Genomic DNA, 19,641 nt, shown 5'->3' with positions numbered 1-19,641 from the left:
GGGCGTGAACATTCATACCTTAGGGCCAGAAGCGACCGACAGCTACGCGGCTGCCAGCGTGTATAACCAGCGCTACTGCCAGGGGCAAGCAACCATCATGGGCCACGCGAGTTTTGAGGACCTCTTGACCACGTTAGCGCGATACCCCGGTGATCTGGTGGTAATTCCGGCGGCGTTCAAGTCACCAACGCTGCATGCCAGTTGGGGCGACGTGCACTACGCGTTGCTCGACCAGTGGACGCTTGTGACCAGTTTTATCACGGCGTTGGACCCGCTGGTGGTGATTGAGCGCCGGCACGCTGACAACCGCATCGGCTACACCCACGCGGCCACGGCACAACTGCTGGCCCGTATCGTGAGTAGCGTCGACGTTCAGACCGCCGCCAGTAAATTCCTGGCGTACCGCGCTTATTGTGCGAACCGTGGTGCCTACGTCCTGACTAACGAAAAAAACGTCACGCTGAGGCCTTACGAACGACAACTGAAACGCCTCACGCCCAAGATGGTGTGGTGCGTGTATCAAATTAAATAAGGGGTGCGAGCAAATGAAGCAACGACGATTACAGAACCGACCAACCACTGGCCTTCACGGCACACTGACCGTGCCGGGCGATAAGAGCATTTCTCACCGGGGCCTGATCCTCGGTGCTATCAGTACCGGGACCACCCGGTTGACCCACTTTCTCCCGGCCGCCGATTGCCTATCGACGCTCAATGCGTTGCGGGCCTTGGGGGTGCCAATCAAGCGACAAGGGACCACGGTGACCATTACCGGACGGGGACTGACTGGGTTACGACCGCCTCACCAGGCGCTTGACCTGGGCAACGCCGGGACCGCCACGCGCTTACTGGCGGGGTTATTGGCCGGACAACCCTTCGACACCCAACTGGTGGGGGATGGTTCGTTGAGTCGCCGGCCGATGGACCGGGTGCGTACGCCGCTGGCTACCATGGGCGCGACCTTAGAGTTGACCGGTAACCACCTGCCACTCTGGGTTCGCGGCCGCCGGTTGACTGGCACCACGGTGCATTTGAAAGTCGCCAGTGCCCAGGTCAAAAGCGCCGTGATCTTGGCGGCGCTTCAAGCGACGGGCCCCAGTACCATCGTGGAAAAGCTACCCACGCGTGACCACACCGAACGACTGGTGAACGCCTTTGGGGGCCAGGTGGTGATGGCGCTTGACCGGCGGACCATCACGGTGGCCCTGCACCCGACGTTACGCGGGCAGAACCTGACGATTCCGGGCGATCTGTCGTCGGCGGCGTTCTTCATCACCGCGGCGAGTATCGTGCCGGGGTCACGGGTCACGCTCAAAAACGTCGGCTTGAACCCGACGCGGACTGGAATCTTGTCTGTTTTGCGGCGGATGGGCGGTAAAATCAGCGTTCACCATCACGGCCAAGTAGGCGAACCGTTGGGTGACGTGACCGTGACGGCCGCGCCGTTGCGACCGCTGACCCTCACGGCTAACGACATTCCAGCGGTCATCGACGAGTTGCCACTGGTGGCCTTATTAGCCGCCACGGCCAACGGAATCAGTGAGATCAGCGGCGCCCAAGAGTTACGGGTTAAGGAGACCGACCGCATCGCCACCATCGTGACCGAACTTAAAAAACTGGGTGTGGCCATCACCGAAAAACCGGACGGCTTCATCATCGACGGTCGCCAATCCTGGCGGGTCCGCGCCACCCAGTTGGACAGTCACGGCGACCACCGCATCGGCATGATGCTGGCGGTGGCGGCGCTGCGACTTAGCACCCCGGTGACGTTGACCGGGGCGGACGCGATTGGCATTTCGTACCCCACGTTCTTCGATGATTTGGCCCGGTTGGTGCCGGTAAAGGAGGCATTGTATGTCGCAAGTGTTAATTAAGGGACTGGGCTTGATTGGCAGCTCACTGGCGTTGGCCATCCGCCAAGCCCACCCAGAAGTTCGACTGGTGGGGTGTGACGTCAACGCCGAAAGCTTAGCCTATGCCCAACAAACCGGAATGATCGATGCTGTGGCGTCAGACTTCTTGGCCGCCGCGCCACAAGCCGACGTCATCATCTTAGCCGGACCGGTCAGCGTCATCTGTGACGACCTGACGTTATTGGCGTCGTTGACCTTGAAACCGGACGTCTTGGTGACCGACGTCGGCAGCACCAAGCAAACGGTGCTCACCGCCGCCAAGCCGCTCCAACGCCGGGGCGTCGCGGTCGTGGGCGGCCACCCGATGGCTGGGTCGCATAAATCCGGGGCCACCGCCGGGCGAGCTGATTTATTCGAAAACGCCTTTTATTTTTTGGTGCCGGGCCACGCGCCACAGGCCGCAGTGACGCGGTTACAGGACTTACTTAAGGGTACGCACGTCAAGTGGTTGACGGTCACGCCGACCCAGCACGACCGGTTGGTGGGGCAGTTGAGTCACTTGCCCCACGTGGTGGCCGCGGCGTTGGTCAATCAGACCCAACGGGCGTTAGCTGACTCGCCGTTAGGGTTACGGTTAGCCGCGGGCGGCTTCAAGAGCATCACCCGCATCGCGTCGTCGGATCCGACCATGTGGACCGCGATTTTACTGGCGAACGGGCCCATCGTGACCGAACAGTTGGCGGCCTACCAGGCGGAATTGACCCGTATCGCCACGGCCGTCAAGCAACGCGACGTCACCCAACTGACCGCGTTCTTCGCCACGGCCAAGACCACGCGCGACCACCTGGGCCCCGAGCGGCTGGGGAGTTTACCGAACTTCTTTGATTTGTTTTTGAACGTTCCTGATCAGGTGGGGGCCATCGCCGACGTGACCGCGCGGTTGGTGCAAGCTAAGTTGAGTCTGGTCAACGTCCATATTTTAGAGATTCGCGAGGAAGTCGACGGGGTCTTACAACTGACTTTCGGTGACGCGGCCACCCGCGACCAAGCGGCGGAAGTTTTACAGTCAGCAGACTACCAGATTGTGAGGAGGGCTTAACATGCAAGCAATTTTAATTGGGTTCATGGGAAGTGGAAAAACGACGGTTGGTCAGTTATTGGCCAGAGAACTGGGCGTGCATCACGCCGACTTGGATGACTTGATCGTCCAAAGGGCGGGGTGTTCCATCAACACGATTTTTAACACGCAAGGTGAGGCCTACTTCCGCCAGCTAGAACAGCGGACCTTGCGTGGCGCCTTAGACCAACCGGGCATTCTGTCTAACGGCGAGTGACCGCACGATTCTGCAACGGGTCGGACAAGACACTGGCCGGCCGTTGGTGGACCAGTTGGGCCCCCAGGGACTACTCGCGTTAAAGGCCAAACGGGCGGCACTGTACCGCGCGGCGGCCGACCGGTTAGTGGTCACCGATGAGTTGACCCCGGTACAAATTGTGGCCGAAATTCGCCGACAATTGGCAGTGACCACCCGGGCCATTCAGGCGTAAATTTTACCGTTTCTTCCATATAGTAATCCGCAAGTTAAGAGACGCGGAAGAAGGGACTATAATAAAAAAGATCAAAGGGACACAGGGACTCTTTTGACTGATGAGAAGAATTGCCACATACCATAACATTACAGGTTGTGTGGGGTGGATTTTTTATTTGTTACGTAAGCTGTTAGACACAAAAATCGCCAGGTCATGGCGATTTTTGTCTGTCTTCTGAAATTAGTGGGCCAAGTCTTTGACTAAATCGTACCAGGTCTCCCCGGCGTGAGCCGATTGGGACACGCCCAGTGACCGGAAACCGTTTTTTTGGTAAAAGGGGATGCGGTCGGCCAAACAGGTCAAGGCCATGCTGGTGCACCCCCGGGTGGCGGCGACTTGTGCCAAAGCGGACAAAAGCTGACTACCGATGCCTTGGCCCTGGGCCGCGGGGGCGACCGCGACGGTCAGGACCATCTGGTGGCCGCCGTGCGGCAGATTCTGTGGCGCGTCGGCGTACATCCAGTCGGCGACTAATGACTCAGTGACGATGGGACCGCAGATGAAACCGACGATGGTCCCGTGGTCGTGGGCGACCAGAAAGGTTGTGGGAAAGGCGGCCAGGCGAGCCTCATAAGCTGCCGGCGACCCGGCCTCTTCAGGGGTGAAACCGGCGTTTTCGATGCGTAAAATGGCGGGCAGATCGGCGCGCGTGGCGGGAATGATTTGCAAAATGTATCCGCTTCCTTCTATTGTATAATGGGTTTGTTGTCTAGTGTACCAGAAGTTGGGGCGGGTGCGGTGAGAATCTGGGGCCGGTTAGGTGAAACAAAGGCCCCCACCTGTGGGTAATTGTCCCACCTAACGCCGTTTTAGTGGTAGTTAGTTCGTTAAGTGGTCAGCGCAAATACTGGCTTTTTTCGCGTTTTTATCGCCGAAGGGCTCGATTCTTTGCTAAACTGCGAGTGATTGGGAAAGGAGCGAAGTTATCATCGGATAAGCTATTCGTTTTGGGGACTAAGCTGTTTGTAGGGGATATTATTTCCTGGATAGTTTGGGTACCGAAACGCGCAAGAAAGGAAGTTTTAGAGATGCCGCAAACCACGCCGAAGAAGCGTAAGTTGATTCAATACGCCAACGGGCGGTCGTTGGAAGAAATCAACGGGACCGTTGAAGTGCCCCATGATATTAATTTTTGGAAAGCGTTGTTCATGTACTCGGGCCCCGGTGCACTAGTTGCCGTGGGGTACATGGATCCTGGGAACTGGTCAACGTCGATTACCGGGGGGCAAAATTTCCAGTACCTGCTGATGTCTGTTATCTTGATCTCAAGTTTAGTGGCGATGTTACTCCAATACATGGCCGCTAAACTTGGAATCGTGAGTCAGATGGACCTGGCCCAAGCGATTCGGGCCCGGACTAGTAAGTCGCTGGGAATCGTGTTGTGGCTCATGACCGAACTTGCCATCATGGCCACCGATATCGCCGAAGTTATCGGGACGGCGATTGCGCTGTACCTGTTATTCCACATCCCACTGGTCATCGCGGTGTTCATCACGGTCTTTGACGTGTTGTTGCTGTTACTGCTGACTAAGATTGGGTTTCGGAAAATCGAAGCCATCGTGGTCTGCCTGATCATGGTCATCCTGGTGGTCTTCGCCTACCAGGTCGCCTTATCCGACCCGAACTGGGGCGGCGTCTTCGCCGGCTTGATTCCGACGGGCAAGACCTTTGCCCAATCGCCAACCATTGGCGGGACCAACCCGCTGCAGGGGGCCTTGGGGATCATCGGGGCCACCGTCATGCCGCATAACCTGTATTTGCACTCGGCGATTTCACAAACGCGGAAGATCGACCACCATTCGGCCAAAGATATTGCGCGGACGGTCCGCTTTGCCAGTTGGGATTCCAACATCCAACTGACGCTGGCCTTCTTCGTCAACGCGTTACTGCTGATCATGGGGGTCGCGGTCTTCAAGTCTGGTGCCGTTAAGGACCCGTCATTCTTCGGGTTGTTCCAGGCCTTGTCCGACACCTCGACCATGAGTAATGGGGTGCTGGCTGCGGTTGCCAAGACCGGAATCTTGTCCACGTTGTTTGCCGTCGCGTTGTTAGCTTCCGGGCAAAACTCGACCATCACTGGGACCTTGACCGGGCAAGTCATCATGGAAGGCTTCGTTCACATGCGGATGCCGCTATGGTTACGGCGGCTGGTCACCCGGTTGATCTCCGTGATTCCGGTACTGGTCTGCGTGGCCATGACCAGTGGCAAGAGTGCCATCGACGAACACGTGGCGTTGAATGACTTGATGAACAACTCCCAAGTCTTTCTAGCGTTCGCGTTGCCGTTTTCAATGTTGCCGTTACTGATGATGACGGACAGTAAGTTGGAAATGGGCCAGTTTAAAAACGCTCTGTGGGTCAAGATCTTCGGCTGGATTTCCGTGATTGCCTTGACCGGTTTGAACATGCAGGGGATGGGCGACCAAGTCGTCGGCTTCCTGAGTGCCAACCCGACCGCCGCGCAAACGGCATTGGCTGGCCACATCGCGTTGGTCATCAACTTGATTATCGCCGCCTTATTGCTCTGGACCATCATCGAGTTGCACCGGGGCAACAAGCAGTTGGCCGCCCATTTGCAGGCGACCGGGAACGCCTCGGCCGTCGATGCCGCGATGAAGAGCGACGATGCCGACTAAAATTGACGCCAAAATCGAAAAAATGTGAGTAAACTGGTTGTCCCCGTTGTGGTGACAGCCAGTTTTTTTGGTTGCCCAAAGAAGGGATGATCAACGAAAAAATTATAGAAACATCAGTTAAAAGTTTAGGCCCCCTTAAGAATCTCTTAATCGCAGTTAGATAATTTGACAAATTTTTGAACTTTTTTGTGAAAGTTTAGGGTATGACGGGACTAGCCAAAAGTGGTCAAGCAAGATGACTTGACAGCAACGATGGCGGCGCTTTCAAGTTTGAGTAGGGTCCTGCCAATTGACTTCATGTGCCCGCGAATTAAATTTAGGTCAAGCTAAAAAAGTCTTTGCACTCGATTAGATTTAATGTACAATGGGTTCGTTGTTAAGTCATCAAGGGAAAGGAGTTTTTTTACGTGTCTGATAACTCTGTAAAAAAGCACAAGTTGATCCAATACGCCAACGGGCGGTCATTGGAAGAAATCAACGGTACCGTTAAAGTTCCACGCAACATTGGCTTCTGGAAAGCCCTCTTCATGTACTCCGGTCCTGGCGCCTTAGTCGCGGTCGGTTACATGGACCCAGGTAACTGGTCCACGTCAATTACCGGTGGGCAAAACTTCCAATACCTGCTGATGTCCGTCATCTTGATCTCAAGTTTAGTCGCGATGTTACTTCAATACATGGCCGCCAAACTTGGTATCGTGAGTCAAATGGACTTAGCTCAGGCGATTCGCGCCCGAACCAGTAAAGCGTTAGGCATTGTCTTATGGATTATGACCGAATTAGCCATCATGGCGACCGATATCGCCGAAGTTATTGGTGCGGCGATTGCGTTATATCTATTATTCAATATTCCATTAGTCATCGCCGTATTTATCACCGTCTTCGATGTTCTGCTCTTGCTCTTGTTGACCAAGATTGGGTTCCGGAAGATCGAAGCCATCGTGGTCTGCTTGATCATGGTGATCTTAGTCGTCTTCGCTTACGAAGTTGCACTGTCCAACCCGAACTGGGGCGGCGTCTTCGCCGGCTTAGTGCCAACGGGTAAGACGTTTGCTAGCTCACCGGTCATCGGGGGTAACAGCCCGCTGCAAGGAGCTTTGGGAATCATTGGGGCGACGGTTATGCCCCACAACTTGTATTTGCATTCAGCGATTTCGCAAACCCGGGAGATCGACCACACCGACAAGGCAGATATCGCCCGCACGGTCCGGTTCTCCAGCTGGGATTCCAACATTCAGTTGACGTTAGCGTTCTTCGTGAACTCCTTACTGTTGATCATGGGGGTTGCCGTCTTCAAGACGGGGGCCGTCAAGGATCCTTCCTTCTTCGGGTTGTTCCAAGCCTTATCTGATACGGCAACCATGAGTAACGGGGTCTTAGCCGGCGTGGCCAAGACCGGGATCTTATCCATCCTGTTTGCCGTGGCGCTGTTAGCTTCCGGGCAAAACTCCACGATTACCGGGACCTTAACTGGTCAGGTCATCATGGAAGGATTTGTCCACATGCGGATGCCGCTTTGGTTACGGCGCTTAGTAACCCGATTGATTTCTGTGATTCCAGTGTTGATTTGTGTCATGATGACCAGTGGTAAGAGCGCGATTGCTGAACATACAGCGCTGAATACCCTGATGAACAACTCACAAGTCTTCCTGGCGTTTGCGTTGCCATTCTCGATGCTACCGTTGTTGATGATGACGGATAGCAAGCTGGAAATGGGTGAGTTCCGCAACACGATGTGGGTGCGGGTCTTAGGTTGGATTTCCGTTGTTGGGTTGACCTTCTTGAACTTAAAGGGCCTGCCAGACCAAATCGTGGCCTTCTTCGGGGATAACCCATCCGGTGCTGAAACGGACCTGGCTAACGTGATTGCTTACGTTCTGATCTTTGCCATCTTGGCCTTATTAGTTTGGACCATCGTGGAACTTCATCAAGGGAACCAAAAGTTGGCTAACCACTTGAAGTCAGAAGGGAAGGAATCCGTCGTTGATGCCGCTATGGCCGGTAACGCGATCGAAAACCAAGAAGAAAACTAAGGGGCGATCTTTATGGCAACCAAGTTTAAACGGATTTTAGTCGGTGTTGATGATTCAGCGGATGCTTTGCTAGCGTTCAAGTATGCCCTGCATCAAGCCAAACGTGACGATGCGGAACTGCACATCGTGTCGGTTTGGGAGAACAACGAGATGAACGTCTACGAAGCCTTGAATAAGGATTTCATCCACGGGGAACGTCAAGCGCTGGAGGATCATATCCAGGACTATCTGAAGCAAGCGAAAGATGCCGGTCTCACCAAAGTTCACGCGTTGGTCGCGGACGGGGAACCTGGGGAAACCATCGTTAAAGATGTGATTCCGCACGTTAAACCAGATTTGTTAATCATCGGTTCCGAAGCCAAAAAGGGCGTGCGGCGCCACTTCGGGAGCCAAGCGGCCTATATGGCCAAGTATTCACCGATTTCGGTGTTGGTCATTCGGTAACGTGGTATAATCAAGGTAAATTGAATCAGTAACACTTGTGGCGGTCTAAGTCATGTCTGAGAGGACATGGCATAGGCCGCCATTTTTTTAAATGACCGGTAGCATCACCGGGTAAAAAGGGGATTATCAATATGCAAACAGCACCGAAAACCGCGTTTCAACGCGGGTTACATATCGAGTATTTTTCAACGGCTTGGATGACCTTCGAGTTTCTGGTGGGCTTCAGTTCCGGCGTCAAGGCGGGGTCCATCTTACTGATTGCCTTTGGGTTGGACAGCTTCTTAGAGATCATCTCGGGCAGCACGTTGATCTGGCGGTTACGTAAATCGGTCGCGGGCACGGCCAGTGACCAGGAGATTCAACGCGCCGAACAACGCTCGTCATTGATTGTGGGAACGGTGTTACTCCTGTTGGCGGTCTACGTGGTGGGCGTGTCGGTCTATAACCTCCTGACGCACCAGCAAGCGAACAGCAGTTGGTCGGGAATGGCGATTGCCGTGGCTTCGGTCATCTTGATGCCACTTTTGACCTGGGGCAAACGCAAAATCGGTCACCGGGTCCACTCGGCCGCGCTGATTGAAGACGGGATGTGTAACATCACCTGCGCCTACATGGCGGCCACGGTCCTAATCGGGGCCGTGCTCACGGCGGCCTTTGGCTGGTGGTGGGCCGATTCCGTGGCGGCCTTAGTCTTAGTCTACTTCATTGCCAGCGAGGGTTGGGAAGCCTTCCAGAACGGTCGGGGCAAGGGCGCCGATTGATTAACAGAACGCAAAAAAACTGCCGCTTCGCCCACACGGGAAGCGGCAGTTTTAGGCATGAGTTTAGTAATTGTCACCGTTCATGATCGAGTTCTTGACGACCACGTAGTCGACGGTGCGGATGTCGAGTAACGTCCGGCCACCGGCGTAGGAAATCGAGGACTGCAGGTCCTGACGAATCTCTTGGAGGGTGTCGGCGAGGTCCCCACGATACGGGACCAGCATCTGCTTGCCCTCGACGTTGCGATAGGCGCCCTTTTGCTTCTCGGACGCCGAGCCCCAGTACTGTTTGTAGACCCGACCGTCGATGGTCAGCTTATTACCGGGGGACTGTTCGTGCCCGGCAAGCATCGAGCCAATCATGACCATGCTGGCACCGAAGCGAATCGACTTGGCGATGTCGCCATTGTAGCGGATCCCCCCGTCGGCCACCAGTGGTTTGCGGGCGGCTTTGGCACACAACCGTAAGGCCGCAAGTTGCCAGCCGCCGGTCCCAAAACCGGTCTTGAGCTTGGTGATGCAGGCCTTGCCAGGGCCGATACCGACCTTGGTGGCATCGGCGCCCGCGTTTTCCAGTTCGCGGACGGCTTCGGGCGTGCCGACGTTACCGGCGATGACGAAGCTGTCGGGGAGGGTCGCCTTGATCTTTTTGATCATCTGAATCACCGAATCGGCGTGCCCGTGGGCGATGTCGATGGTGATGTATTCCGGCGTGAGGTTGGCCGCGGCGAGTTCGTCGATGAAGGCGTGCTCGTTGGGCTTGACGCCGACGCTGATGGAAGCGAACAGGTGCTTGGCGTGCATCCGTTCGATGAAACCCCGGCGGTTTTGGGGCTGGAACCGGTGCATCACGTAGAAGTAATCGTTTTGCGCCAGCCAGACGGCGAGGTCCTCGTTGATGACGGTCTCCATGTTGGCTGGAACCACGGGAATCTTGAATTTGCGGCCGCCGAAGGTAATACTTGGGTCGTCTTCGGACCGGCTATCGAGGATACATTTATTGGGAATCAATTGGATATCTTCGTAATCGAAGACTTCAGATGGGTGCATCGAGGTCAGCTCCTATTTCTTAAAATTAGTCCCAGATGGGTTCTAAAACGTTGGTTTGGTCACGGTCGGGTCCGACAGAGAAGGTCGCGACCGGCACACCGACCAAATCGGCCAGGTGTTGCACGTAGTTGCGGGCATTTTCCGGCAGGTCCGCTAAGGTCTTGCAGTGGGTGATGTCTTCGTCCCAGCCGGGCAGCTCGTCGTAAACGGGCTGGCAAGCCGAGAGGTCCTTCAAGCTGGCCGGGTTGTGGGTGATGGTTTCGCCGTTCAACTGGTAGGCCTTGCAGATTTTCACGGTCTTGAGGCCGGTCAAGACGTCGAGGCAGTTCAACGACAAATGCGTCAAGCCGGACACGCGGGCGGCGTGGCGAAGAACGACACTGTCGAACCAGCCGATGCGCCGCGGCCGCTTAGTGACCGTGCCGTATTCGTGGCCGGTCTCCCGGATGGTGTCACCGATTTCGTCGTGGAGTTCGGTCGGGAAGGGCCCGTCACCGACACGGGACGTGTAGGCTTTGCAGACCCCCACGACCTGGTCGATCTTGGTCGGGCCGACGCCGGAACCGATGGTCACGCCCCCGGCGACGGGGTTCGACGAAGTGACGAACGGGTAGGTCCCGTGGTCGATGTCGAGCATGACACCTTGCGCGCCTTCGAAGAGGACGGTTCTTGCCGGCGTCGATGGCGTCATTGATCAGCACCGACGTGTCGGTGACGTGGGCCTTTAATTGCTGGCCGTATTGGTAGTAGGTTTCGAAAATATCGTCAAAATTCAGGGGTTGTTCGTCGTAGAGTTTGACGAACAACTCATTTTTTTCGGCCAAGTTTTGCTTTAATTTAGCCGCGAAGGTGTCGCGTTCTAAGAGATCAGCCACGCGGATACCGACCCGTTCGGCTTTGTCCATGTAAGCCGGGCCGATACCCTTGTTGGTGGTCCCAATCTTGTTGGTTTTGGTTTTTTCTTGGCATTTATCCAAGAGAATATGGTACGGCAGGATGACGTGGGCCCGGTCGGAAATCCGCAGATTGTCCGTGGCCACGCCGTTATCTTTGAGGTACTGAAGTTCTTCCACTAATGACTTGGGATTCAAAACGACACCGTTTCCAATCACGCTGGTCTTATCTGCGTAGAAGATCCCCGAAGGAATCAAGCGTAGTTTGAACGTTTGGTCGTTGAAGACGATGGTATGGCCGGCGTTGTCGCCGCCTTGGTAGCGCGCGATAACTTCCGCTTTCTCACTTAAAAAATCAGTGATTTTCCCCTTACCTTCATCGCCCCATTGACTCCCAACTACTACTGTTGATGACATAACAACACCTCATCGATTTATTTTTTGCTAAGCCGAACGACCCAGCAAGAAATAATTTACCACGTTCGGAAATAAAAAGCAAGTTAAAAACGAACGATTGTTAAACTATGTGAGTTAATATTCTATTTATTAGGGGTAGAAACTGATTATGGGCGCACATAAGTCGCTAATATGACCCATTTTTAGGATAATCTATGATATAATAGGTCGCGGAGATTAACCGAAGATTTTAAACAATGTTCGTCCTTTACTACCAACAAGGGGGAAACACCATGTTATCACGTTACACGCGCCCGGAGATGGGGCGCATCTGGTCGTTACAGAACCAATACGCATCCTGGTTGGCCGTCGAAATCGCCATCGATGAGGCTTGGGCCAAGTTGGGCGAGGTCCCAGTGGAAGATGCAAAAAAGATTCGCGAACACGCTGCTTTTGATGTCGATAAAATTGCCGAGATCGAAGCGGTGACCCACCATGACGTGGTCGCCTTTACCCGCAACGTTTCGGCGTCCTTGGGCCCGGAACGTAAATGGATTCACTTTGGCGTCACCAGTACCGACGTGGTCGACACCGCCCAGGGCTACCGGCTGAAACAAGCCAATGCGCAGTTGCGCCAGGGCATCGTGACTTTGATTGGCACGCTCAAACAGATGGCTCTGACCTATAAGGACACGGTGATGATTGGCCGGACCCACGGGGTGCAGGCCGAACCGACCACCTTTGGGCTGAAAATTGCCCGCTGGTACGCGGAAATGCAACGGAATTTGGCCCGGTTCGACCGGGCAGCCAAGGGCGTCGAGACCGGGAAAATCAGTGGGGCCGTGGGCACCTTCGCGAACGTCCCGCCAGAGGTCGAAGCCTACGTGTGTGACCAACTAGGCATCACGGCTCAGCCGATTGCCAGTCAGGTCCTACCGCGGGACTTACATGCCGATTACATCGCCACGTTAGCGTTGATTGGGACCAGCATCGAAGAATTTGCCACGGAGATTCGTAGTCTCCAGCGTTCGGAGATTCACGAGGTGGAGGAACACTTCAATCCCGGACAAAAGGGGTCTTCGGCGATGCCACATAAGCGTAACCCGATTGGTTCGGAAAACGTGACGGGTCTGGCGCGGGTCCTACGGGGCAACGTCATCACGGCCTACGAAAACGTGAGTCTCTGGCACGAACGCGACATTTCTCACTCGTCAGCCGAACGGATCATCTTGCCGGAAAGCACCACGTTACTGGACTACATGCTGTACCGCTTCAACCGGATTTTGTCGTCGTTGGACGTTTTCCCGGAGACCATGAAGGCCAACATGGGCCGGACCTACGGCTTGATTTATAGTCAACGACTCTTATTGAAGTTAATTGAAGCGGGGATGAGCCGCGAAGACGCCTATGACTTGGTCCAGCCATTAACGGCCCAGGCTTGGGACGAACAGACCCAATTCCGACCACTGGTGGAAGCCAGCGCGGGAATTCGTGAACGCTTGACGCCGGATCAGATTGAGGATGCGTTTGATTATCACTATCACCTGAGACGGGGGGATGTGATTTTTAAGCGATTGGGGTTAAAATAGAAGATAATCGAGTTAACGTAAAACTGGTTTTTTGGAAAATCAAGATGCCGGTATGACGGGATTTGTTTAGTGTATTCCCCACGTAGGTGGGGGTGATTCCTGCTATCGTTAACCAGTTCTTGGATTTGCTTGGTATTCCCCACGTAGGTGGGGGTGATTCTTGATTAGTTTTGGTCATTTTTGGCACCATTAAGTGTTCCCTACATGTGTGGGGGTGGTTCTCATGAATAATTATATCGATTTGCCAACTAGTTGTATGCCCTTGGACGTTTTGAGTTGAATATAAAGTGTATTGCTCCTGTATTTTGGAATGTGCTATTGCGACACGTAATCAGTTGTTCTCTCCAAATTTTGTGATTCTAAACGTGTGAATTGATTTTCTAGTAAAGCCGGAATTTCCCGGCTTTTTTGATTTATCTTGTTGATTTGGCGTCGAGGATTGATTGAAAAGATTTCATCTAATATGTGTTTTAAACCATTAATGGTAGTGATATTATTGTAGCTGTACATAAACCGGAGGCGGAAATATGAAGAAGAATATCGTATTAATCGGCATGGCGATGGTTTCACTTGGGTTAGGATTATCTACGACATCCATTACAGCTAATGCCAAAGTTTATTCCACACTACCCAAAGCATTGCGGGGTCACTGGAAAAAACATGTTAAATGGGCGCGTGGTTCTAGGGGAGAACGCTACGAAGTTGCCTATACATATCAAGGATATAAACATTCGTTTTGGACTGGTATGACACAATCTGATACTGAACCTGAAAGTGTTCGATATGTTGTAAGCAAGGGGCATGGAATCTATAAAGTACATACTAAAACAACGATGGGTGGTACCAGATATCACATTGATACTTTTAAACGTACTAAGCACACCTTAAGAATTAAAGAGGGCCATGGCTGGTTGGTTTACAATAGTCGCCACAAAGCTGTTGAATAATTAGGATATTTATTCTCGTTTAGTTTTATAACGAGTTATCGAGGCGGGGATAATGGGGATGATTCTTAGATGAATTTATGTCCCTCATAGCGATGCTTGTGTTCCTTACACGTGTAGGAATAATTCTTAGATGAATCCATGTCCCTCATAATAATGATTTTTCCCTCAAAAAAGACTTGGCCCAATTACCAAGTCTTTTTCACGTTCCCAAACAAAAATCCCCCCAGCCTGAGGAAGGCCAGAGGGACATTTCATGAGGAGTGAGTTTCTTATGAGGGGAGAAACTCAAAATTGAGGAGTTCGCCAGACCTGAGGATGATCTGACGAGAAAGTCTAAATTCTCTTAGGGGGGAGAATTTAAAGGGAATTGGATATAGATTTTGACTAGTAATTGCTATTGGCTAATTACTATGATGTTTACTATACCCGCCAGTTGTGACCAGACCAGGAGAAAGTCGTGACGACTTCTTGACGATTTTATAAAGTAAGTCTAAAGACCTTACTATCCCCTTAAGACTGGTGCCTAGGGTTGTTTTGGCGTGAAGTACGTGTCCAGAAATTCGATCACGTGTTGACGGTAGCGAGCTGGATTGATCCAGAAACTCTCCGCGTGGGTCGCGTTCTTCACGATCCAGAGTTGCTTGGGTGCGTGGGTTGCCGCGTAGTTCTCGTAGGCCATCCCCACCGGGACGTAAGCGTCCTTTTCTCCGTAGATGAAGAGAATCGGCCGGGTATTTTTCTTCAGCTGACCGGTCGAGGTGACGTCGTTTAAGTAGTAGCCCAGCCGGCGCTTGGAAATGGTGCTGACCAGGGGTTCAATCGGGTACTTAGGCAGGTGGAACTGGCGCTTCAGTAGGTAAATCAGCTCGGCTTCGACGCTGGAATACCCACAGTCGGCGATGATGGCCTTGACCTGCGGCGGTAAAGTCTCGCCCGACAACATTTCCATAGTCGCGCCCCCCATCGATACGCCAAACAGTAAAATTTTAACGGGGGTGTCACTCCGGTCGATGATTTGCTGGATCCATTTGAGATAGTCTAAGCGGTCGAGCCAACCGAAACTGATGTACTTGCCGGCACTTTCACCATGGCCTCGGTCGTCGGGGAGTAGGACGTTGAAGCCCAGGTCGTGGTACATCTTGGCGAAGTTCGCCATGGTCTCGCCGTTGCCCTTGTAGCCGTGACCGATGATAACGGTCTGGTTGCTAGCCGGATTGGCCGGGATATATTCGGCGACCATCCGGTTTCTGGCGTCGTGTTCGTGGAGGTACCAGGCGTGCTTAGGCACGGCGTGGTACCAGTCGACATAAGCATAATAGTTGTCGGCATATTTTTGTTTTTCGGCCGACGTTTCGGGGACGTAGTTGACCCGTTTGAACGCAAAATTAAAAAGCTTTTCGCTAGCCAGTAAGGTGGTTGCGGCGGCTCCCAGCAAGGGGAGGCCCAGCGTGAATCTTTTCTTCAAGAGGGGTCATCCTTTCTATCATGAAGCATGTGGTTAGTATAAAAGTTTCGGCGCAACGGAACAAGTCTGGGGGTGAAAAAGACCGCCACTGAGCGGGCGCCCAGCGACGGTCGGTGCGTTAGTCCAAGTAGAGTTGCTTTAACGTGGCAATGTCTTTGTGCGAGAAGTCCAAAACGTCGTGTAAGAAGTCTTGAACGCCCCCGTACTGCGTATTGATGACCTTAGCGGCCGTGTCGAAGTAGTCGGGGTTGACGGTCGCGAGCGCCTTGATGTTGGCGATAAAGGCGTCGCTCTTACCAGTGGCTTGAGCGACCATCTTGTCGACCACGGGCGTGATCGTTTGGTTGGTCAAGAGGTAGTCGCGACGAATGACTTGGGGGTCGACGCCCAGCGCGTTTAAGGTCAAAAACGCCCCCATGCCGGTGCGGTCTTTGCCGGCCGTACAGTGAAAGAGGACCGCCTGGTCGGGCTTGGTGTTGGTCAGTAATGTGGCCAAAAAGTCGTGGTAGGCCTGTTGGGCGGACTCGAGCGTCACCATCTGGCGGTAAACGTCCAGCATGTGGCGGTACCCGGCTTGCGGGTCACTGGAAAATTGGCGCTCAAGGTCGGCCTGGCTGGCAGAAGCGTCGGTCCGGTCACCATCGGGGAAGACGGGCAGAAATTTATACGTTGCGCCCGTCGGGACCTTATCAGGCGCCTGGGATTGTTCGTCTTTTGACCGAAAGTCCACGTCGGTCACGACGCCATAGTTGGCGAGGTTGTTCTGGTCGGCCGCGGTGAGCTTATCCAGCCCCGAGGTCCGCACCAGCTTATGCCATTTGACGGTGTGACCGTCGACGGTGGGATACCCCCCTAATTCACGGAAGTTTAGGCCGCCCGTCACCTTTAAAATCCGATTAGTTGCCATTCGTTTTATCATCCTTTCGGTCAGTGTTAGTCTGGCTCTATTCTACCGGTTTTTATGAAAATTACCTAATAATTCATTTTGAGAAAATCTGCGAGCAAACACAAAACGCTGTATACTGTCTGTAAGAGTGTCAGAAATTGATGAAGGAAAAGATAGGGTGATAGTCGTGAGTTTGCGTGGGAAATGGTTACTCTTCAAGACCCAGCATAGTCAACTCAAGCAACAGCTTCAACAAGCTTTTTCGCAACCGAGTCGCCGTAATTTGGCGTTGGCCGCGGCCAAGTTTCCTGCCGATATCGTGACCAAGGACCGGCGACTCTTTGATGGGCGGCTTTTGACCGCTGATTCCGGTGCGCCGTTGCCCCAACACGTTATCTTATTGCATGGCGGGGCGTATACCATGCAGGGTATCGCGAGCCACCGGAAAATCATGGTCACTTTGATTCGCGAGGCCAATCTGCGAGTCACTTACGTGGATTATCCGCTGGTCCCCGAAGCCACGGTCGACCAGACATTGACCTTTGCCAGCCAGGCTTACGAGTACCTGCACGCCCAGTACCCCGACGACCAGTTTTTCTTGTTGGGGGACTCATCGGGCGGAGGTTTGGCCCTGGCGTTACTGCAGCAGTTACAAGAAAAGCAAGCCGAGTTGCCTGCCGGGACGATTCTAGTGTCGCCCTGGACGGACCTCAGCATGATGAACCCGGACTTGACGCGGGCGGCCAAACACGACCCGTATCTGTCGCTGACCACGCTCAAACGAGTGGGCTTCGCTTACGCCGGGGAACACCCGGTGACCGCTCCCGAAGTCAGCCCAATTTACGGGAATTTCGCTGACCTGGGCCCCATTTTACTGTACTACGGGACCAACGAGTTGCTGGTGGCCGATGACCGCCGGCTGGTTCAGAAGTTGCGCGACGCTGCGGGCACCGACTTAGCGGTCCGCGAGTTGCGTGCGATGCTCCACGATTACGTGCTGTGGTTGAAGTTGCCGGAATCTAAACGAACGTTAAAGGAAATCAAACAATTTATCTTGACCGGGAAACTGCCGCCAAGGCCGAAAGCCTAGAACGACAGCGTAGGCGGCGGGAACGTGGGGGTGACCCCGGTCCCGCCGCCTTTTGCGACCACCAAAAAGCGCCCAGCCAGTGGCTGGACGCAATGATTTTAAGGTTAACGATTAAACGTCGATGTGTTGCTTCAAGCGTGCGAAAACGTGGGTGTCCGCCCAAGCCATCACGATGCCCTGGGTGGCTAGCGCCCAGATGGTCCCAAAGCCGATGGCGTGGAGCTGACCCGTCGCCCAAAACGACAGAATGATGATGAGCACTGGCGGCAGGTAGCTGGCCCACTGGGCGACGACCGCCGAGCCGTGCAAGAAGCGAAAGCGGATGATGTAACACAAATCATCGTTGGGGGGCATGATGATGTTGCACCGCTGGTAGATGGACACCGCAAAGGCCACACCGGTCAAGCCGATGATGTCGATACCGATACGAGCTGGCAGTCCCAACTGGGGCACGCCCAGCCAGTTCCAGAAATAACCAATCCATTCAACCAGGTAACTAAAGGGCACGATATATAGTAGGTTCGACACGAAACGTCGCCGGTCGAAGTGTCCGAGAAAAAATTGGTTGAGCACCGTGATCACGATGCCGTACCCGAACAGTGTGGTCCCTAGGGGCACGTGAATCCAGTTGGCCAAATTGACCGAGGACCCGGTCCACACGGCACTGCCGAGGTTGGTGGAGATGGTCAACGCGTTGGCACCGGAGTTCAAGACGATCGAGAAACCCAAGAATCGCATGCGTTGTCCAAAATCCTTCATTTTTGCCACAAAAAGGGCCTCCTGTATAATTTAGTCAGTTTTTAGTCTAACTGAAATCAGGGGAGAAAAAAAGGGTTCTGCCGGCATTTTACCCGGTAATCTGATTACGCCCAAAAAGTGATTAACAAATCGGCCAATCAACCTTATAGTAGAGTGTGTAAGCATCACGAAATTATGATAAGCGAGGTAGACATGATGACTGAACGGCAAATGATTCAAGAAATTTTGAACTCTGAAGCGATGGAATACCACTTCGAAGATGTCGATGAAGATTCAAAGGAATACACGCTATTATTGAAACGCCTGGATAAGGACGTGCGCCCCGTTGAAGAACTCAACGACGAGATCAAGAAATACTTTAAGAGTGCGAACTTTGATTATAAAGAAGAGCTCCACCCCGATGACGTGGATGCCGACATTCGCTTAGTAATCAAGCGTTAATCAAGACTTAAGACCGTAATTGTTAGCGGTTACGCAAAAGAGTTTGGGGCGACCCAAGCTCTTTTGCGTCTTTTCAAGGAGGAAATTGTGACGATTACCGAGTTGTACCATGCTATGGCGCAAACGATGGGGCCTCAACCCTGGTTGCGCCCGGGGACGCCCTGGGCCGAGACGCCAATCGAAATCATGTTGGGCGCCATTTTGGTCCAAAACACCAATTGGCGCAACGTGGAACCGGCGCTAGTCAACCTCAAGCGCGTGACGGGTTTTGCCCCGGCTAAGTTGCGGGAACTGACGCCTGCGACCATCACGCCGCTGATTCGCAGTAGTGGCTTTTACCGCCGCAAGGGCCCGGCGATTCTGGCGTTAGCGGCCTGGTTGGGACAAGCCAACGACGATTTAGCGGCCCTGAAACGCCGCGACGCCGCCAGTTTACGGACCGAGCTACTGGCCATCACCGGCATCGGCAACGAGACGGCCGACTACATCTTGATGTACACGCTAGACCACGGCACCTTCATGGTCGACACCTACGCGCGGCGGTTGTTCGCCTGGTTAGGGGCGACCATGCCCAAGACCTACCCGGCGTTTCAACGTCAGGTCCTGGCCCAATTTAGCGGGGAATTACGCGACTACCAGGAGTTTCACGCGTTGATCGACGAGTTCGGCAAGCAGGTGAAAACGGCCGCGGATTTCGACCAGTCGTTTCTGGCCGGTCACCAGCTAAAAATCTAACTAGCAGAATGTTGGCTCACCGGTGTTGCGCCCACTGATTTGAACAAATCCTATCGACTCACGGGAAGTTCGTGAT

Annotated in this window: 17 protein-coding genes and 2 pseudogenes; 13 read left to right on the top strand and 6 right to left on the bottom strand. The window is 53.7% G+C overall.

Features of this window, described 5'->3' with window-relative positions; genetic code table 11:
• Positions 1–4 precede the first annotated feature (4 nt).
• The 4 genes and pseudogenes from H3M12_RS01485 (at position 5) to H3M12_RS01470 (ending at position 3,401) form a co-directional block, all read left to right on the top strand.
• Positions 5–532: an amino acid biosynthesis protein gene (locus H3M12_RS01485; protein WP_129033059.1), complete on the top strand. Its 528-nt coding sequence runs from the start codon at positions 5–7 to the stop codon at positions 530–532.
• 13 nt (positions 533–545) lie between these two features.
• Positions 546–1,874 carry a 3-phosphoshikimate 1-carboxyvinyltransferase gene (gene aroA, locus H3M12_RS01480; protein WP_182150816.1) on the top strand — a complete coding sequence of 443 codons (1,329 nt, stop codon included), beginning with the start codon at positions 546–548 and terminating at the stop codon, positions 1,872–1,874.
• Positions 1,855–2,952 carry a prephenate dehydrogenase gene (locus tag H3M12_RS01475; protein ID WP_182150815.1) on the top strand — a complete coding sequence of 366 codons (1,098 nt, stop codon included), beginning with the start codon at positions 1,855–1,857 and terminating at the stop codon, positions 2,950–2,952. Before aroA ends, H3M12_RS01475 begins: the two co-directional genes overlap by 20 nt.
• 1 nt (position 2,953) lies before the next feature.
• Positions 2,954–3,401 (top strand): annotated as a pseudogene (locus tag H3M12_RS01470) (shikimate kinase).
• 222 nt (positions 3,402–3,623) lie between these two features.
• Here H3M12_RS01470 and H3M12_RS01465 read toward each other — a convergent pair.
• Positions 3,624–4,112 carry a GNAT family N-acetyltransferase gene (locus H3M12_RS01465; RefSeq protein ID WP_129033061.1) on the bottom strand — a complete coding sequence of 163 codons (489 nt, stop codon included), beginning with the start codon at positions 4,110–4,112 and terminating at the stop codon, positions 3,624–3,626.
• Positions 4,113–4,471: 359 nt separating this feature from the next.
• On the opposite strand from H3M12_RS01465, the gene H3M12_RS01460 reads away from it, so the two are divergent.
• The 4 genes from H3M12_RS01460 (at position 4,472) to H3M12_RS01445 (ending at position 9,314) form a co-directional block, all read left to right on the top strand.
• Entirely contained in the window at positions 4,472–6,079 is a 1,608-nt protein-coding gene (locus H3M12_RS01460; RefSeq protein ID WP_182150814.1) for an Nramp family divalent metal transporter, read from the top strand.
• Positions 6,080–6,486: 407 nt separating this feature from the next.
• Complete coding sequence (locus H3M12_RS01455; protein ID WP_129033063.1) at positions 6,487–8,109, top strand: Nramp family divalent metal transporter; 1,623 nt, start codon at positions 6,487–6,489, stop codon at positions 8,107–8,109.
• Positions 8,110–8,121: 12 nt separating this feature from the next.
• The gene (locus tag H3M12_RS01450) at positions 8,122–8,553 is read left to right on the top strand and encodes a universal stress protein (protein WP_129033064.1); all 432 of its coding nucleotides are present in this window, start codon (positions 8,122–8,124) and stop codon (positions 8,551–8,553) included.
• Between the two features lie 131 nt (positions 8,554–8,684).
• Positions 8,685–9,314, top strand: a complete 630-nt coding sequence (locus tag H3M12_RS01445; RefSeq protein ID WP_129033065.1) for a cation transporter — start codon at positions 8,685–8,687, stop codon at positions 9,312–9,314.
• Positions 9,315–9,377: 63 nt separating this feature from the next.
• Here the strand turns inward: H3M12_RS01445 and H3M12_RS01440 are convergent, their stop codons facing one another.
• A complete protein-coding gene (locus H3M12_RS01440; RefSeq protein WP_129033066.1) occupies positions 9,378–10,364 on the bottom strand; it encodes a GMP reductase in 987 nt (328 codons plus the stop codon).
• A 25-nt stretch (positions 10,365–10,389) separates the two neighbouring features.
• Positions 10,390–11,674: pseudogene (locus H3M12_RS01435) on the bottom strand (adenylosuccinate synthase).
• 272 nt (positions 11,675–11,946) lie between these two features.
• Here H3M12_RS01435 and purB point away from each other — a divergent pair.
• Positions 11,947–13,242: an adenylosuccinate lyase gene (purB, locus tag H3M12_RS01430; RefSeq protein WP_129033068.1), complete on the top strand. Its 1,296-nt coding sequence runs from the start codon at positions 11,947–11,949 to the stop codon at positions 13,240–13,242.
• A gap of 527 nt (positions 13,243–13,769) precedes the next feature.
• A complete protein-coding gene (locus tag H3M12_RS01425; RefSeq protein WP_129033069.1) occupies positions 13,770–14,189 on the top strand; it encodes a hypothetical protein in 420 nt (139 codons plus the stop codon).
• A 523-nt stretch (positions 14,190–14,712) separates the two neighbouring features.
• Here the strand turns inward: H3M12_RS01425 and H3M12_RS01420 are convergent.
• Both H3M12_RS01420 and H3M12_RS01415 read right to left on the bottom strand, forming a co-directional pair.
• A complete protein-coding gene (locus H3M12_RS01420; RefSeq protein ID WP_129033070.1) occupies positions 14,713–15,654 on the bottom strand; it encodes an alpha/beta hydrolase in 942 nt (313 codons plus the stop codon).
• 118 nt (positions 15,655–15,772) lie between these two features.
• Positions 15,773–16,561, bottom strand: a complete 789-nt coding sequence (locus H3M12_RS01415; protein WP_129033071.1) for a tyrosine-protein phosphatase — start codon at positions 16,559–16,561, stop codon at positions 15,773–15,775.
• Positions 16,562–16,718: 157 nt separating this feature from the next.
• Here H3M12_RS01415 and H3M12_RS01410 point away from each other — a divergent pair, with 157 nt between their 5' ends.
• Positions 16,719–17,630, top strand: a complete 912-nt coding sequence (locus H3M12_RS01410) for an alpha/beta hydrolase fold domain-containing protein (RefSeq protein WP_225423557.1) — start codon at positions 16,719–16,721, stop codon at positions 17,628–17,630.
• Positions 17,631–17,741: 111 nt separating this feature from the next.
• Here H3M12_RS01410 and H3M12_RS01405 read toward each other — a convergent pair whose 3' ends face one another.
• The gene (locus H3M12_RS01405; protein WP_129033072.1) at positions 17,742–18,398 is read right to left on the bottom strand and encodes a hypothetical protein; all 657 of its coding nucleotides are present in this window, start codon (positions 18,396–18,398) and stop codon (positions 17,742–17,744) included.
• Positions 18,399–18,584: 186 nt separating this feature from the next.
• On the opposite strand from H3M12_RS01405, the gene H3M12_RS01400 reads away from it, so the two are divergent.
• Both H3M12_RS01400 and H3M12_RS01395 read left to right on the top strand, forming a co-directional pair.
• Positions 18,585–18,830: a hypothetical protein gene (locus H3M12_RS01400; protein ID WP_129033073.1), complete on the top strand. Its 246-nt coding sequence runs from the start codon at positions 18,585–18,587 to the stop codon at positions 18,828–18,830.
• Positions 18,831–18,944: 114 nt separating this feature from the next.
• Positions 18,945–19,565, top strand: coding sequence for an endonuclease III domain-containing protein (locus tag H3M12_RS01395; protein ID WP_129033091.1), 621 nt, complete (start codon positions 18,945–18,947; stop codon positions 19,563–19,565).
• The last annotated feature ends 76 nt before the right edge of the window (positions 19,566–19,641 follow it).

This window comes from Levilactobacillus suantsaii, from assembly GCF_014069315.1.
In the GTDB taxonomy this organism is placed as follows: domain Bacteria; phylum Bacillota; class Bacilli; order Lactobacillales; family Lactobacillaceae; genus Levilactobacillus; species Levilactobacillus suantsaii.
Note: the sequence above shows the minus strand (reverse complement) of the source record. Positions and strands in the feature narration are given on the sequence as shown.